At 37.1% G+C, this 15,766-nt stretch carries 15 protein-coding genes; 4 read left to right on the forward strand and 11 right to left on the reverse strand.

Features of this window, described 5'->3' with window-relative positions:
• Window positions 1-51: 51 nt before the first annotated feature.
• The 7 genes from DI076_RS12170 to DI076_RS12200 are packed head-to-tail and all read right to left on the reverse strand — an operon-like array spanning window position 52 to window position 9,196.
• Complete coding sequence (locus DI076_RS12170) at window positions 52-2,169, reverse strand: AsmA family protein (RefSeq protein ID WP_108960103.1); 2,118 nt, start codon at window positions 2,167-2,169, stop codon at window positions 52-54.
• 7 nt (window positions 2,170-2,176) lie between these two features.
• Complete coding sequence (locus DI076_RS12175) at window positions 2,177-3,133, reverse strand: ABC transporter ATP-binding protein (protein ID WP_108960104.1); 957 nt, start codon at window positions 3,131-3,133, stop codon at window positions 2,177-2,179.
• On the reverse strand, window positions 3,126-4,115 hold the full coding sequence (locus tag DI076_RS12180; RefSeq protein WP_108960105.1) for an ABC transporter ATP-binding protein: 990 nt from the start codon (window positions 4,113-4,115) through the stop codon (window positions 3,126-3,128). The genes DI076_RS12175 and DI076_RS12180 overlap by 8 nt, the downstream gene beginning before the upstream one ends.
• The gene (locus tag DI076_RS12185; RefSeq protein ID WP_108960106.1) at window positions 4,112-5,161 is read right to left on the reverse strand and encodes an ABC transporter permease; all 1,050 of its coding nucleotides are present in this window, start codon (window positions 5,159-5,161) and stop codon (window positions 4,112-4,114) included. The genes DI076_RS12180 and DI076_RS12185 overlap by 4 nt, the downstream gene beginning before the upstream one ends.
• Window positions 5,158-6,168: an ABC transporter permease subunit gene (locus tag DI076_RS12190; protein WP_108960107.1), complete on the reverse strand. Its 1,011-nt coding sequence runs from the start codon at window positions 6,166-6,168 to the stop codon at window positions 5,158-5,160. Before DI076_RS12190 ends, DI076_RS12185 begins: the two co-directional genes overlap by 4 nt.
• Before the next feature lie 3 nt (window positions 6,169-6,171).
• Window positions 6,172-7,218: a lipocalin-like domain-containing protein gene (locus DI076_RS12195; RefSeq protein WP_108960108.1), complete on the reverse strand. Its 1,047-nt coding sequence runs from the start codon at window positions 7,216-7,218 to the stop codon at window positions 6,172-6,174.
• Complete coding sequence (locus DI076_RS12200) at window positions 7,205-9,196, reverse strand: SpoIIE family protein phosphatase (protein ID WP_108960109.1); 1,992 nt, start codon at window positions 9,194-9,196, stop codon at window positions 7,205-7,207. Before DI076_RS12200 ends, DI076_RS12195 begins: the two co-directional genes overlap by 14 nt.
• Before the next feature lie 131 nt (window positions 9,197-9,327).
• On the opposite strand from DI076_RS12200, the gene DI076_RS12205 reads away from it, so the two are divergent.
• The gene (locus DI076_RS12205) at window positions 9,328-9,783 is read left to right on the forward strand and encodes a hypothetical protein (RefSeq protein WP_108960110.1); all 456 of its coding nucleotides are present in this window, start codon (window positions 9,328-9,330) and stop codon (window positions 9,781-9,783) included.
• Between the two features lie 5 nt (window positions 9,784-9,788).
• On the opposite strand, the gene ispF is transcribed toward DI076_RS12205, so the two are convergent.
• The 3 genes from ispF to DI076_RS12220 are packed head-to-tail and all read right to left on the reverse strand — an operon-like array spanning window position 9,789 to window position 11,749.
• Window positions 9,789-10,274: a 2-C-methyl-D-erythritol 2,4-cyclodiphosphate synthase gene (ispF, locus tag DI076_RS12210; RefSeq protein ID WP_108960111.1), complete on the reverse strand. Its 486-nt coding sequence runs from the start codon at window positions 10,272-10,274 to the stop codon at window positions 9,789-9,791.
• Window position 10,275: 1 nt separating this feature from the next.
• The gene (gene nadA, locus DI076_RS12215) at window positions 10,276-11,262 is read right to left on the reverse strand and encodes a quinolinate synthase NadA (protein WP_108960112.1); all 987 of its coding nucleotides are present in this window, start codon (window positions 11,260-11,262) and stop codon (window positions 10,276-10,278) included.
• A gap of 19 nt (window positions 11,263-11,281) precedes the next feature.
• The gene (locus DI076_RS12220) at window positions 11,282-11,749 is read right to left on the reverse strand and encodes a hypothetical protein (protein ID WP_439957293.1); all 468 of its coding nucleotides are present in this window, start codon (window positions 11,747-11,749) and stop codon (window positions 11,282-11,284) included.
• Between the two features lie 7 nt (window positions 11,750-11,756).
• Between DI076_RS12220 and DI076_RS12225 the strand changes: the two genes are divergently transcribed.
• From DI076_RS12225 to DI076_RS12235, 3 genes are read left to right on the forward strand one after another with little or no spacing between them, the layout of a single operon-like run.
• Window positions 11,757-12,515 (forward strand): hypothetical protein, encoded by a 759-nt coding sequence (locus tag DI076_RS12225; protein ID WP_108960114.1) that lies wholly within the window; start codon window positions 11,757-11,759, stop codon window positions 12,513-12,515.
• 35 nt (window positions 12,516-12,550) lie between these two features.
• Entirely contained in the window at window positions 12,551-13,129 is a 579-nt protein-coding gene (locus DI076_RS12230; protein ID WP_100719688.1) for a penicillin-binding protein activator LpoB, read from the forward strand.
• A gap of 16 nt (window positions 13,130-13,145) precedes the next feature.
• Complete coding sequence (locus DI076_RS12235) at window positions 13,146-14,552, forward strand: COG3014 family protein (RefSeq protein ID WP_108960115.1); 1,407 nt, start codon at window positions 13,146-13,148, stop codon at window positions 14,550-14,552.
• Between the two features lie 16 nt (window positions 14,553-14,568).
• Here DI076_RS12235 and ftsZ read toward each other — a convergent pair whose 3' ends face one another.
• Complete coding sequence (gene ftsZ / locus DI076_RS12240) at window positions 14,569-15,759, reverse strand: cell division protein FtsZ (RefSeq protein WP_108960116.1); 1,191 nt, start codon at window positions 15,757-15,759, stop codon at window positions 14,569-14,571.
• Between the last annotated feature and the right edge of the window lie 7 nt (window positions 15,760-15,766).

Consider the following 15,766-nt stretch of genomic DNA (forward strand, 5'->3'; position numbering starts at 1 on the left):
TTAAGAGTGATTCTGGAAATTATGAACTAACAAACTTCAAAAAAGAAAATGTTAAGGAGATTTCTCTTTGGTTTTTTCTTCTTTTTTCTCTTCTTCTTCCTTGCCACCAAATATTGATTTAATTCCCTTCCAACTCTTTTGTACTCCACCAGTCACATTTTCCACTGCTCGGTTGACATAGTCTGACATAGCAGATCCGGCTATGCCTCCAACAGCAGCTCCCGCTGGGCTTGCTAAAAAAATTGTGCCTGCATACACCGAACCTAACCAAATGGGATCAATGAAAGGTGAAGAAACTCCATAAGTTCCACGGTAAATAATAGGAAGTTTTAATGCCTTACCTGCAACTCCCGGGAATGCAATGGTAAACTTCATATCGATGGCTTTGTTAAATCCAATTTTTCCACCACCTGAACCTGCAATGCCATCGGCTTTTAAGGCAAAATTTTTGATTTCAATGTTTTCATTTGCATACTGAAAATCAAACTTAAGTTCATTATAAGGCGTAGCTCTACTAAAATCAATTTTCTTTAAGTTGATCACACTACCAATGGAACTAATTGGTTTTAATATGTTTGTATAACTTAATAATTCTCCATTTTTTGCATTAATATTCCCAATGATTTGTAAATTATCAACTAAACCATCTTCGGTATCAGAAGGTGATAGGATTACAAAATCCGAATCTATACTTCCTGTAATGGGAGATATTTTAAAAATGTCTGATAAAACTGGCGCAATCGAAACATGTTTAATTTCACCTTTTAAAGTAAGGCCAACAGGTTGTAACCAACGATATTCACCTGTACCAATGACATCGCCATCATATACTTTTAATTCATATCGGTTGATATTTAATTTTCGTTTTGCATAATGAACATTTAATTTTAAAGAATCTGCTTTAAAATCAACTATTGTTAAATTTCGAAAATGAAAATCCAAATAAACATTCATTCGATTCACATAGCCAGTACTTGGCAAACCACGCGTAAGGATTGATTTTTCAAAATCAGGATCGATCCAAATTTTAGAAACTTTGATGATACTAGGTACATCCAAATAATCGGAAGTTCCTTCAAATGAAACTGTAGGCGAAAGAGGAGGTTTTAAAAAGTTTACGTAACCTGATCCATAAAGTTTTGATTTTCCCTTCCACTCAACTATGATATTTGCAAAAGACAATTTATCTTCGTTACTATCATAATTGATAAGAGTCGATACGTGACCATCGGCAAAAGTTTTTCCGTCTTTTAAAGCCAAGTCTTGTACATGTAATTGGTCAACTACAGCATAAATTTTTGATTCATCTCTTTTATAAAATGGGATTGTACCAGATGTTTTTACAAATCTTAAATCACCTCTTGTAAAAATGATTAAAATATCATGTAAATCGATACCTTTTACGTTTTGAAATTGGAACTCACCTTCCAATCTTAAAGTTTCATACGTTAACTTATCTTCGGTAAAAAGAAAATCGACACTGAAAGTAATAGGTTCATTATTTAATTTTCCGTACAAATAAAAATCAATATTCCGTAAATCATGGTCTATGTGAAGAGTCGTTCCCCATAGGTATAAGTTGATTTTTCGTGAATACAGTTTGTCATCGAATAAAATCGTAATGTTTTTAATTTCGATATGATTTACTAAATTTGCAAACGTCTTGGAAAAATAAAGTTCTTCAGGTGTTTCTTCCTGAATATCATTTTGAACTTTGGATTTGTTTTTAGATGTTAAAGTTATTTCCTCTAATGATTGTTCCGAAAGTTTCTCAAATAATGGAAAAGATTCATCTTTTTCTCTGGTGATTTCAATTGTGCCAGTATTCAAGTATACTTTTCTTAATTCTAATGGTTTACCAACAAACACTCCATAATAAATTTCAATACGAAGTTTTTGGACGTGAATAATTTCATCATCAGCTTTAGAGACTGTAACTTCATTTAACTCGATGCCAGGGAAAGGGAAAAACACTGGTTCTGAACTTTTATAATTCACATTGAGTTGAGTCATTTTATAAGTAGACTCAAGAATTAGATTTTTGTAATAATCTGGATCAGCTAACAGCGGATATAATATAAAAAACATTGTCATGGATATGACAAAAATAAATGTTAAGAGTGTTTTCCCAATTACACCTTTGATTGTATCTCGTAAAGATATTTTCACAACAAATTCATAACATCGGAAAATGGCATTTCACACGATGTAGTTCCGAAGGATAAATTTCCTTTGGCTCTTCTGATTTGCAAATCTCTTTTGCAATCGGACACCTTGTATGAAACCGGCAACCTTTTGGTTGGTTCATAATACTTGGGATTTCCCCAACGAGTGGCTTCGAAATTTTGTTTCTTTGTTTTAAATCAAAACTAGCGGAAAAGAGAGCTTTAGTATATGGGTGGAGCGGATGATTACTGATTTCATCCCGGCTCCCCTCTTCTACGATTTGGCCTAAGTACATCACAGCGATCCGATCCGAAACATGTTTTACGATATTTAAGTCATGAGATATGAACAAATACGATAATCCATATTTTTCTCTTAGAAAAAGAAGGTTATTGATCACTTGGGCTTGTGTGGAAATATCCAAAGCAGATACAGCTTCATCACATACAACTAAATTTGGTTCTAGGATTAAGGCCCTAGCAATAGCAATCCTTTGCCTTTGCCCTCCACTGAATTCATGTGGGTACCTATGTAAGATGTCAGCTGGTAAATTGACTTCTGATAAAGCTTTGATTGCCTTTTCTTTTTTTTCAGACAAGCTCAATTTTGGAAAATGAATTTGTAAGCCTTCTGTAATGATTTCTTCAATCGTAAAACGAGGGTTTAATGAAGAATATGGATCTTGAAAAACAACTTGGATTTTTCGTCTTAAATGTTTTTGTTCTTCTTTTGAAATGTTTGTGATGTCTTTGTCTTCAAAATGAATGGATCCTTTATCAATTGGTAGTAAAGATAGAATGGCACGGCCAATGGTTGATTTTCCACAACCCGACTCACCAACAAGTCCCAAAATTTTTCCTTTTGGAATGGAAAAATGTACAGAATCAACTGCCACAAGGCGTTTAGTCGAAAAGGAAAGAGATTGGGATTGTTTGTAAGAAACAACCAAGTCCGTTACATTAAGCACTTTCTTTTCCTCCGTATAAAAAACATTCCACTGTTTGTGAATCTGACACTACGGTTGATTTCGGGATTGATGTATCACAAATTTCTAATTTATCTTTACAACGAGTGTGAAATCGACAACCACTTGGATACGATTTTGGTGAAGGAACAATTCCATCAATTGTTACTAATTTTTTTCCAATATTTTCATGCGTTGGATATGCAGAGATCAATGCTTTGGTATATGGATGTTTAGGAGAATCAATTACCATATCCACACTCCCTTGTTCCACAATTTTACCAGCATACATCACTGCAATCCTGTCTGCAATATGGCTCACAAGTCCAATATCATGAGATATGAATAACACTGACATTCCATTTTCTTTTCTTAGTTCTTTGAGTAATTCAATTAACTGAAGTTGGATGGTGACATCTATGGCACTTGTAGGTTCATCTGCGATCAAAATTTTTGGATCACACATAAGTGCCATTGCGATACAAACTCTTTGTAACATCCCACCAGAAAATTGGTTAGGATATTGTTCCAATCGATGTTTTGCATCCGTGATTCCAACTCGTTCTAATAAATAAATTGCTTTTTTTTCAGCTTCTTCTTTGGAACCAAGTCCATGTAATAAAAAACTTTCAATTAATTGGTTTCCAATTTTGTGTAATGGATTGAGAGAAGAAAAAGGTTCTTGGAATACATATGCAATTTCCCTTCCACGAACAGACCTTAGTTTTTCACTGGAAGATTCTAATAAATTGTTTCCTTCAAACAAAATGGAACCCGTTGGATAAATGGTATTGTTAGAAGGTAATAATTTGGTTAATGCCAAACATGTAATGGATTTTCCACAACCAGATTCACCAACAAGTGCCAATGTTTCCCCTTTTTTTAAGTGAAAACTAATTCCACTGACAATTGGCAACGTTCCATCATCCGTTTTGATATGGACACTTAGATCCTTAACTTCAATGGCTTTCTGATTGGGGTTCATTCGTAAACCACCTTATCTTTTGGATCAAAAGCATCTCTTAATCCCTCTCCCACAAAGGCAGAGAACAATATCGTTAAAAATAAGGCAACCGATGGAAAGGTAATGAGCCACCAAGCAGTTAAACGTTCTCTTCCTTGCCCAATGAGTTCACCCCAAGAAGGATTGGGTGCGGGGATTCCATATCCCAAAAAGTCCAAAGCTGATAAAACTGAAATCGCAGAGATGAGTATGAATGGTAAAAAGGTAACAAGAGGTGTAAGTGAATTTGGTAACAAATGACGCATGATGATGGAATAGGAAGAGGCACCCAAAGTTTTTGCTGCATCAACAAACTGTTGTTTGCGGAGCTTTAAAAACTCGCCACGCATATAATAACTAAGTCCAATCCAACTGAGTGATCCATAAGTGACAATAAGAACCATAAATCCCCTGCCAAAAAATGAACCCATGATGAGGATCAAATAGAGAAATGGAATTGCAGAAAGGATTTCAATGATCCTTTGCAAAAATAAATCCAATCGTCCAACAAAATAACCTTGAACCCCACCAATAAAGGAAGCTAGTAAAATTTCAACTACGATGAGAATCAAACTAAATGTCATCGCCAATCGATACCCATAAACGATACGAGTAAACACATCACGTCCACGATCATCAGTCCCCATCCAATGCCGAAATGTTGGTTTGGAAGGCGGATTTGTTCCTTCTTCTAAACTGTCTAAATTATCTTCATTCACACCAAATGGGATCGGTGGGAACACCATGCGATTGGAAGAATCTTGGAACCTAGGCTCCCGATTTAACTTTTTATAATTTGGTTCCGTTAAATTATTCCCACCAAATTTGGTTTCGGGATAAAACTGGAAAATGGGAAATGAGACCGATCCTTCATACAATACAAACAATGGTTTGTTGTTAATGAGAAGTGGGGAAAACAAAGAAATAAGATATGTGTAAAAGAGCACAAGTAATGAATAATAGGCTCTTTTATTTTTTTTGAATTTTTCCCACTTACGTATGTTTGCCGGGTTTGATATAAACTTCATTCGAAATCAATCCTCGGATCTATCAAAATATAACAAAAATCAGAGACAATTTTGCCAATGAGACCTAAAAAACTTTGTGCGAGGAGTAGGCCCATCATTAAATCAGTATCCCTTTCTCGAACGGCTTCAAAGCTGAGTAAACCCATTCCATCAATGTTGAAAACAAGTTCAATGAATAAGGATCCAGAAAATATCAAAGTTAAATTACTACCAAATCCCGTTGCAATGGGTATGAGTGAGTTTCGGAATGCATGTTTAAAAATGGAATCTGAAAAACTAAGACCTTTGGAAATTGCAGTTCTTACATATTCTTTTGCAATTTGATCTAACAAACTATTTTTCATGAGTAACGTGAGAACTGCAAAACTACCAACTACATAACAAATCACAGGTAAAAACATATGAGCCAATCTATCTTTTACCTTACCCCAAACACTTAAATCCTCATAAAAATCCGATACTTCATGTCCCAAGGGAAATAAGGAAAAAACTTCTCCAGAAGCAAACAAATACAATAGTAACATCGCAAAGGCGAATACTGGTAATGAATATGTAAAAAAGATAATAAAACTAGAAATGAAATCAAAATGACTGCCTTCTTTCAGAGCTTTTTGGATTCCAAGTGGGATACAAATAAAGTAGGTTAGAAAAAAACCTGAAAGTCCAAAAAACAAAGATACAGGAAGTTTTTCTACAATGAGATCAGAAACCTTTCTTGAGTGCAATCTGGATTCTCCAAGGTCAAATTGAACAATTTGTTTTAGCCAATAAAAATAGGCAACTGGGGCCGGTTTATCCAAATGAAGTCTTTTTTTGATGAGTTCAATTTCTTCTTGGGAAATTTGTTTGGTTGATGCTCCCGCTAAATTACCCGCACCTTTGAGTTTTGCAATTTCACTATTCAGTGGGCCACCAGGTGCAAAATGAGAGATGAGAAAAACTAAAAAAGTGATTCCTAAAAGGGTAGGAAAAATTAATAAAAATCGTTTTAAAAAATATTTCCACATGGCTTAGAACTCCCACCAGTCTTTCGATTTTTGATAACCTTTCAATTCTAAATATCCTTTGGCTGACTTTTTTTCTATTGGATCTTTGGCTAGAACCGCCCCTTCCCAATAGATGGTTTTTGTGGAATCACTGCCATCAAACTCTTGTTCATTGAAAATGGGAGAAACAATCCACTCACCACCAGGGTATTTGATTTTCCAATGTAAAGGGTAGATGATTTTCGTTTGATTACTCTTCCAGGAAGATCCAGTTGGAACCATTTGGATATCTTTTGGATCATTCCAATAAGTTACGTTGCCATTTGCATCACGATACGTCCCAAATATTTCAGGAGTTTGTTCGGGTGATTCTCTAAACCGAAAAAATACATAATCACCACCCTGTTCATCCATGAGACAAATCCAATCCCAAGCAGATTGGCCTTTTGCTAAGGTAGGAATGTTTTGAAATGATTTTTCACTCCATTCATGGTCCATCCATGAGTCTCCCGATACAATGGTTTCTTGTTTCCCCAAAAAAACCAATTTGCCTTTGGTTTTGAGCCTCGGATAACTATAATAATACGAAAATATATTTGGGTTCCGTTTAGATTTAATGGAAATTCCATTTTTTCCTTGGGACAAAACTTTTCCATTCCCTTCTAAAGTGAATTCAATTGCGATTTCATTTGATTTTGGTTTTGCTTTGATTAAAAACTTATCTTTTGAAAGAATTTGAAATTCATATTCACCGCTAAAAATTCTACTTTGATCGTAACCAGCAAGACCACTTAAGTTCCGTTTGATGGTCTGTGCAGTTTTATGTTTTCGTCTCGAAAGATCTGAAATTGCAAAATGAACAGGAAATACTTCAGGATTCCAATTTTCACCATCAGAAAACTTCAATCGAAAAAAGGAAAGTTCGTATCCGTATGAATTTCCAGATTCGGTTTGGAGTTGGCCGACAAAATAACACCACTCCAAACTAAAATCAGAATGGAAACTATGGTCTCTCGGAAAACTAAAATGAAATAAACAAAGAGAAAGTAAAATAACCTTAATTCGATTCATCAGGCAATAACTCCCACTTTTTTTCCAGTGGAAGGATATGTAAATACGTGGATTCAATGTATTTCATTTTATCGATCACATCTTTCATTTTTTGTTTTTGATTCAATTTGCGGTAAAGTTGTGCTAAATTATATAAATTAGATAAATTCGAATCATTAATGGAATAAGCTTTTTTCCATTCCAATTCGGCTTTTTCGTATTGTTCCACTTGGTAATAACAATAACCTAAAATTGCATGTGATTTAAAATGGTTGGTCTTAAATTTATTATAAGATTCCAACATCGATATTGCTTCATCAAATTTTCCGTAGTATGCCAAAGCCTTACCATATGCTAATTGGGTATTCAGTTCTCTTGGTAAGATTTGGTGTGCCTTTTCATAACAATTGACTGCAGTATTGTAATCTTTTTGATGATAGGCCTGATCTCCTTGTCGTTTAATCTGATGAAACTCTGCCAGTCGTGGTGACAACTGTAATCCAAGTAAAGTGATGTCATCCATTGCATCTGTTCCCATCGTAAACTCTCTATGATGGTTCATGATGGATTCAACTGTCTCTTGGATTGTGGCATTTGCATTTTCTTCGATTAATTGTAAAAGTTTAATTTCTCCGAATGCATGACCATGATCATTCTCAGCTTCTGTTAATCCATCTGTGTATAAGAATAATTTATCTCCAGGTTCCAATTGGAGGTGTAAGTCACTGTATGTATCTCCAGCGTCAGGAAACATTCCTAAGAATGTTCCTTCACCTTCACATACTTCTGCTTTGCCAGTTCGGAGGCGGAATATAATGGGTCTTGGGTGACCCGCAATTGAATACACAACTTTGTAATCAGAGTGGATGAGAAGGTAAACACAAGTGGTGTAACCTTGTTGTTTGACAAGGTCAAGTAACTCACGATTGATTAATTTAAATGTTTCCGATGGTTTAGGTTTTTTAAAATTCGAAAATAACATTTTCGAAAGTGCAGTGATAAAAGCAGCAGGGACTCCATGACCCGATACATCACAAACAGCAACACCTAACTTATCAGCATGGTAGGGAAAATAATCGTAATAATCCCCACTCACTTCTTGCATGGGACTAAAACCCGTCCAAAATTGAATCCCATTCCAATCAGGGATAATTTCAGGTATCAATCCCTTTTGGATGTTTTTTGCAAGGCGAAGGTCCTTTGCCATGGAGAGTTGTTTTTTTTCTAACTCTTGTTTGAAAGACTTCAGTACTTCAACGGCTGCTTCCAAATCACGATTTTCAATCGCAAGTTCACGTGATTTACCGACAACATCTCTTACATCGACAATTGACATCTCTTCCAATGTTGTTTCTGAGCGAGAGGTAACCATCACACGATGGCGAGAAGAAACGTTTTCTTTAGTTAGATGTGATCTAGATAAATACAAAACTTCATCTTTCCATTCCAATTCGTATTCATTGGCATCGGAACCAAATTGTATTTCCTCACCCAATTCTTTGTGAGAAATGTGAATGCCAAAAAGTTTGGTTTTTGTCATTCGGATATTAAATTCTTTGAGTTCAAAGAGGACAGCAAGGCCATTTAACATACCTTGGAAAAATACTGCATCATACCATTTTTCTTGGAACTCAGGAAGGTATGTAAAAACGAATTTCACATGTTTGTCTGCAATCGGTTTTACATTTAAGTAAACTGCTCTTGTTAGGCGACCAATCAAAATAGGTAACCTATAGATCATTTCCACTAAATCAATCCTAGAATCATCATGTGGTAATAAATCATAGGCATTGGTAATCAATGTTTCTGTTCCCACATGGTATAAAATTCCTGAAATATCCAAAGAGGAGGTAATTTGTTGGATGATTTTATCTTCTAAGGACTGAGAAATCCAATAATTGGGATCCTTAAGAATACGATTGTAGGTGGTATCATCTAAAATATCAGGAAAAGGGTTCGTGTGAATCGAAAGATTTTGTTCACGCTCATATACTTGGATGAGGCCTGATACTCGTTTTGATGATATTTCTCTAGCAGAATGCAGTGGCTAAACCCTCCCGAAGATTCCCCTTCGGTAGGAGAAAAATAAATTTCAATCGATCCCTAGGCAATAGATTTTTCAATGGAGATATGATTTGGTATCTAAGAGTTTTTGGAATCTTTCTCTTTGTTTTTGTTTTTGCCGTCTTAGGTCAAAAGGAAACTCGTTTGGAGCGTAATTGGGAGGTAAAATTAAAACCTGACCAAACCTTAAAGAATTTGTATGAATCCTTCCAACCAAAATCCTCTCGAGCTCCTGTAGTGGGCGAAGAATGGGAATCAAAAACCTTAGGGGAAACGGTGAAATGCAAAACAACTTCTGTCACAAATACACCGACAATTTCTTTCCAAATCGAAAGCCAAGGTTTCAAACATTACGAAGTTCTAAAAGAAACCTACCAACTCGATCCGACCGAGAACGGCGTTCGTATCCACGGAATTTTGGAAATCCAAACGGCTCCCAATTTCATTTCTAAACTTTTGTTTTTATTTTTTAGCGATGCCGATTTAAACCACATCGCCACTTTGAAAGAAAAAAGATTTTAATGGTGTTATTTTGTGCTCTCGATGAGCACAGTTGCCATCACCATCACACCTTCACTTCTACCTAAAGCTCCCATCCCTTCCGAAGTTGTCGCCTTGATGGAAACACAGTCTAACGGAAGTTTTGTGATTTGTGCCAAAGATGCATTGAGTTCAGCACGGATGGGACCTATTTTGGGATGATCACCAACATACGTACAATCTACATTGATGAGTTTGAATTTTTTTTCGTCTAGAAGTTCTAAACATTTATCAATGATCACAGAGGATTTCATATTTTTATACTGTGGGTCGGTGTCAGGGAAATGAACCCCAATATCGCCAAGTGCCAATGCACCTAAAATTGCATCTGCCACTGCATGTAAAACTACGTCCGCATCACTATGACCCAAAAAAGCAAATTCCGATTTCACTTCCACACCTGCAAGTACCAGGGGGCGAAATGGTTCATGGATTAATTTATGAAAATCGATTCCGTTTCCAACTCTAAACATATTATTTTTTGTAACTCAACTCTAACATACGATTTACAGATTTTTGGGCAAGTGAAATCACTTCCTCATCCAAAAAGATTTCAAATTGTTCTTTTAATAATGCATCTCTAACTTTTTCCAAAGTAATTTTTTTCATGTGAGGGCATGTTTGGCATGTAGAGACAAATTCTTTTTCAGGGAATTCAGCACGTAAATTATCTCCCATCGAACATTCTGTCACTAACATGATTTTATCAGTTTTACTCTTACGAATGAAATCAACCATTTGAGATGTCGAACCAGAAAAATCAGCTTCCTTTACGACATCTTCATGGCACTCAGGGTGAGTGATGACAGTGACTCCACCAGGAAACAAACGTTTTGCGGATCTGATATCCTCCGGAGTATACATCTCATGAACCATACAACGGCCAGGATGTGAGATGATGGTTTTGGTCGTTTGGTTCCGAACATTGCCTGCTAAGTATTCATCCGGTAAAAAGATAACAGTATCCCCTTCCACAGCATTTACAATTTGTACGGCATTTGCTGAAGTACAACAAACATCCGTTTCTGCCTTCACTTCCGCCGAACAGTTCACATAGGTAACAACTGGAACACCAGGGTATTTTGCTTTTAATGCTTTAACATCATCTCGAGTGATCGATTCAGCAAGGGAACAACCTGCTTTTGGATCAGCAATGAGTACCTTTTTTTCAGGAGATAAAATTTTGGCAGTTTCCGCCATAAAATGTACTCCATTAAACAATATCATAGAGGCAGATGTTTCTTTCGCCATCTTAGAAAGATACAATGAATCACCAATGATATCGGACACCCCCCAAAATACATCGGGTGTCATATAATTATGACCGAGGATCACGGCATTTTTTTCTTTTTTCAATCGATTGATTTCTTCGGTAAGAGGGAGGATACGTTCCTCAATTTCATGAGGAAGGTAAATGGGATTTAATTTTTGAACCAATTGGTCTTTTGTGACTAGTGACATTTTATACTCCTATTAACAATCATTGGAATGGATCAGACCCAAGTACGGTGTCTGTTTCACGAAGTCCCGAATCAACGGGTGGAACGGAATTCTCAAGAGAACCACATTGGTTCATTGCTTCTTGCCATGAAGTTTCCGCAGAGGAAGTTCCTGTACGTTGGACTCTTCTATATTCGGAATTGGAGGCAAATGAACTCTGGTTACATGCTTTTGCAATATTATAAGTTAAGTTAATTTTCGAAAAACAATCAAAATACAAAACAGCGACTGAATCCGTACTCAATTCTCTTGGTTGGATCTGTGCTTTTAATTTGGAGATAAGACCTGGGCAAACGTTTGTACTTACTTCAGCCACTGCCACACAATTTGCTTCTGTCAGAATAAATCTTTGACAAGCAGATTGCACGGGGCTCCCTTGAGTGAGTAACGTACTCAAAAGTTCTGAATTTGAATCTTCACTGGATTTTTTCGTACAGGCAAAGTCCATACACACAATGCCAATGAACAAAAAGAAAACCATCTTCATCCTATTCATCACAATTCTACTCTCCTTCTTACTTGGTGGTCTTGTCTATATCCTTTTTCTCAAAAAAACCAAAGAGAATCCCAAAGAATCCTCTTTTGATTCACATTCCGAGATCTATTGGCAGAGGTTACAAAATCGCCCAGAGGTCCTAAAAGGGCCAGGGTATCCAAGTGACCTTAGGGATTTTTTGGAAACGATTCGAGGTAAGGAATCCTATCTCTGGAATGGGGACAGAGAAGAAACATATCGTTATTTACTCCAAGAATTTCCAGATGAAAGAGGGAATGTTTTATATGCTGTCTATGTCGCTTTTATGAATTGGAAGGACAAAAGTTTGGAAATTGAATCTTCTCCTTCACTCTCCCAATACGAAAAACTAACGGCCGTAAACCGCCTCAAAGAAGAAATATTTCCCAAATTTTTAAATGATCTTATTTTTCCAAAACACCCTACTTCTCCACCTATGATTTTATTGTCTTTTTTGGAGGATTACATTCAGAGAAATCCCTATAGTTATGCAAGGGAACGAAAACGCATTTTTCTACGTAAAAAAGAAACACTTTACCAACAGGAAAAATGGGACATCCAATCCTGGGAAAGTCCTTCCTTTTACCGACAGGTAGTCGAGTTACTGTACGAGAGGGAAATGAAGGAAATGTCCGAAGAGGAAAAAACTTTTTATCGTAGTTCTAAAATCGAGGAATTGAAATCGGATTTTTGGAATTGACAAGACATGTTTCCATCCCCCATATAAGTGGGGTTATGAAACAAATTCTATTCTCCTTTCTCTTAGTAGGATTCTTATTCCAATGCAGTTCCAGTCCCAAAAGACTCGACAATGCTGATGATTATATCTCCGACTCAGGTGGACTGACTAGCCAAGAATTGGTGAAAGCGGCCGAAAAATTAGCAGGCCAAATTGGGGAGTATTTCAAAGAAAACCCACATGAAGAAGGTGTTTTTGTGGCACACTTCCCTACACGTAACGATACATCAGAACAAATCCAAACAGAACTTTTTGACAATGCGTTTGTATCCAAACTCATCAAAAATAAAATTTACACAGTTCGTACCAAAACAAGAGAACAATCTCTCAATGAAATCCAGTTCAGTTTGTCCGGACTCACTTCCAATCGTTTATCCATTGGAAAACTGAAATCCCCTAACTTTTTTGTTCGCTGTGACATCAACGAAAACATGTTCACATCGAATGGAGAAAAAATCGTTGAGCAGTCAATTAACATTGAACTCGTAGAAGTGGAAACCACCATTGCGGTTTGGTCAGAAAAGGTATCGTATAGAAAATTAGCAGTTCGAGGAAACAAAGGGGTTAGTTGGTAATCCCTTCCACCATTGCATGAAAAAATCATTTCTCTTTCTTTTTCTTCTCATTCTCGGTTGTGCCAGTGATTACAACAAAGTCATCCAAGCAACCGAATCAGCATACTACGGACAGGATTATGATTCTGCCATTCCTAAAATTAGAGAACTGTTTGAAGGTTCATCGAATAAGGACAAACTTCTATTTTTGATGGAAGCTGGTATGATCTTTCATACCAAAGGTGACTACGTCACTTCCAATAAAGTTTTCAAAGAAGCAGAAGACATTGCAGACAATATCAAAGTCAGTATGACACGGTCTGGACTTTCGTTCATCCTTTCCGATAACGAATCCAATTATACTGGGGAAGATTTTGAAAGGGTAATGATTAAGTTTTACATAGCGAACAATTACCTGTTACAAGGTGACACTAATAACGCAAAAATATATTTCAGACGATTGGATTTTGAACTGAAAGAAATGCGTTTTTTGGCAGCAGAATACCGCCAAAACAATGCAGCTCGTCTCATCGATGCGTATGTATCTGAAAAACTTGGTCGTTATAATGATGCAAGAGTTCAATACAAAAATATGGAACAACTCATCGGCAAAAGCCAAAACCTAATTGCCGATAGATATATGTTAGCTTACCGAGAAGGAGATTCTTCAGACCAATCGAAATACTCTGCAGGCCGTTCTAGCTTACAAGCTTACAATCGTTCCATGCAAAGAACTTCACCTGAAAATGAAAAACTTTCAGAAGTCATTATCATTCATGAGGCAGGAAAATCTGCGATCAAGATGTCTAGAGGACGCCTCATTGAAGACGAATATTTTTCTGCTGCCCTTCGCGGTGCAGTAGAAGTTGGACTTCGTGCCAAAGGGGCTGGTGCCTCCCTCGCAGGAGCCATAGCAGCACTTTCTGTAGCAGAGAATCCAATTCCTGTTTATAAAGAAAGAGATCCAAAAGGTTCCCTTCCCAAACGATATTACATCAATGGAGTGGATGTTGGGTATTCCGACATCATGAACAATTACTCCGAAACAGCGATGAACAATTTTAATGAGAACTACAAAGCTCTCATTACCAAAAACCTAACTTCCTTATCACTTAAGGTAGTCGCAGCAGTGATAGCATCGGAAGCCATGGCACGAGCCATTGAATCTGGTGGAAAAGGGAAAAATAATGACCTAGTTTCCGGTCTCATTCGTGTAGCAGCAGGGGCTGCTGCAGGTCTTGCTGTTTCACAAACCATTGCACCAGACCTTCGTTGTTGGAGGACCATACCTTCCAATTTCCAAGTAAAACGAATCTTTTTGGCACCAGGTGAATACGATTTTAAAGTAGAATCGCCAGGTTCTGTTGTGACAAGTGCACCGAGAAAATTGTTAGTGGAAGAAGGAAAACCTTTATTTGTATCGGTGAGATCCTACTCCAACTAACAGTTCTTATTTTAGATTAATCGTTTTTCCTTCGTAAAAAAGCAGGAATATCATAATCCTCTCCATAATTTTGAAATGGGGAGGATTGTTTTTGTGCTCCAAAACTTCGATTCCCTTGTCGAATCCCTCTTGGGATTTCTGATTCTTTTGAAAAACCAGATTCTTTTTCATCGGATTTTTTGAGATATACCATTGGGGAAATCGATTCTTCAGACCCGACGACCTTTTGTTCTCTCTGGTATTGTTTTCCTTTTTTAGAGAAACCTGTAGCAATCACTGTTACTCGGATTTGGTCGGATAGGCTTTGGTCTTCATTGAGACCAATGATGATATTGGCATCTGGATCTGCTTGTGCAGTGATGATTTGGGAAACTTCATTCCATTCATGTATGGTGAGATCGTTTCCACCCGTTACGTTGATGAGAAGGGATTTAGCTCCCTGGATACTCGAATCCTCGAGCAAGGTATTGTTGATCGCTTGTTCCACGGCTTCTGAAACACGTGTTTCCCCACGTCCTTCCCCTACACCCAAAATCGCATCACCCGTGTCTTTCATGATGGTTTTTACATCAGCAAAATCCACATTGATGATTCCTGGATGGTTGATGATATCACTGATGCCACGAACACCATTTAACAAGATATCATCGATCACCCGAAAGGCCATGTCCACGGGAGTATTTTTATCGACTACTTGGAAAATAGAATCATTACGTATGGTGATCAGGGTATCTACATTCGCACGAAGTTGGTCAATTCCTTGTTTGGCAAGTTCAGCTCTTCGTTTCCCTTCAAATGAAAAAGGAACTGTTACCACACCAACCACTAAACATTTTAATTCTTTTGCAATTGCTGCAATGATCGGAGCAGCTCCAGTTCCAGTTCCACCACCCATTCCGGCAGTGACAAACACCATGTCGGCACCTTTTAAGGCAGATACAATCCGTTCCTTATCTTCTAAAGCGGCTTTTTCTCCGAGTTCAGGATCACCTCCAGCACCCATACCACGGGTCACTTTATTACCCAATTGGATTTTGACTTCGACGGGAGATTTGAGTAATACTTGTTCGTCGGTGTTCATCACAATGAAGTCAACACCTGTCATTTTGGAATGTACCATTCTTGTGACGGCATTCATTCCACCACCGCCAACTCCAATGACTTTGATAATAGCTGGGCTAGTTTTTTCTTCTTCTAGGTATAACATTCATTTT

The organism is Leptospira ellinghausenii, assembly GCF_003114815.1.
Taxonomy (GTDB): Bacteria; Spirochaetota; Leptospiria; order Leptospirales; family Leptospiraceae; genus Leptospira_A; species Leptospira_A ellinghausenii.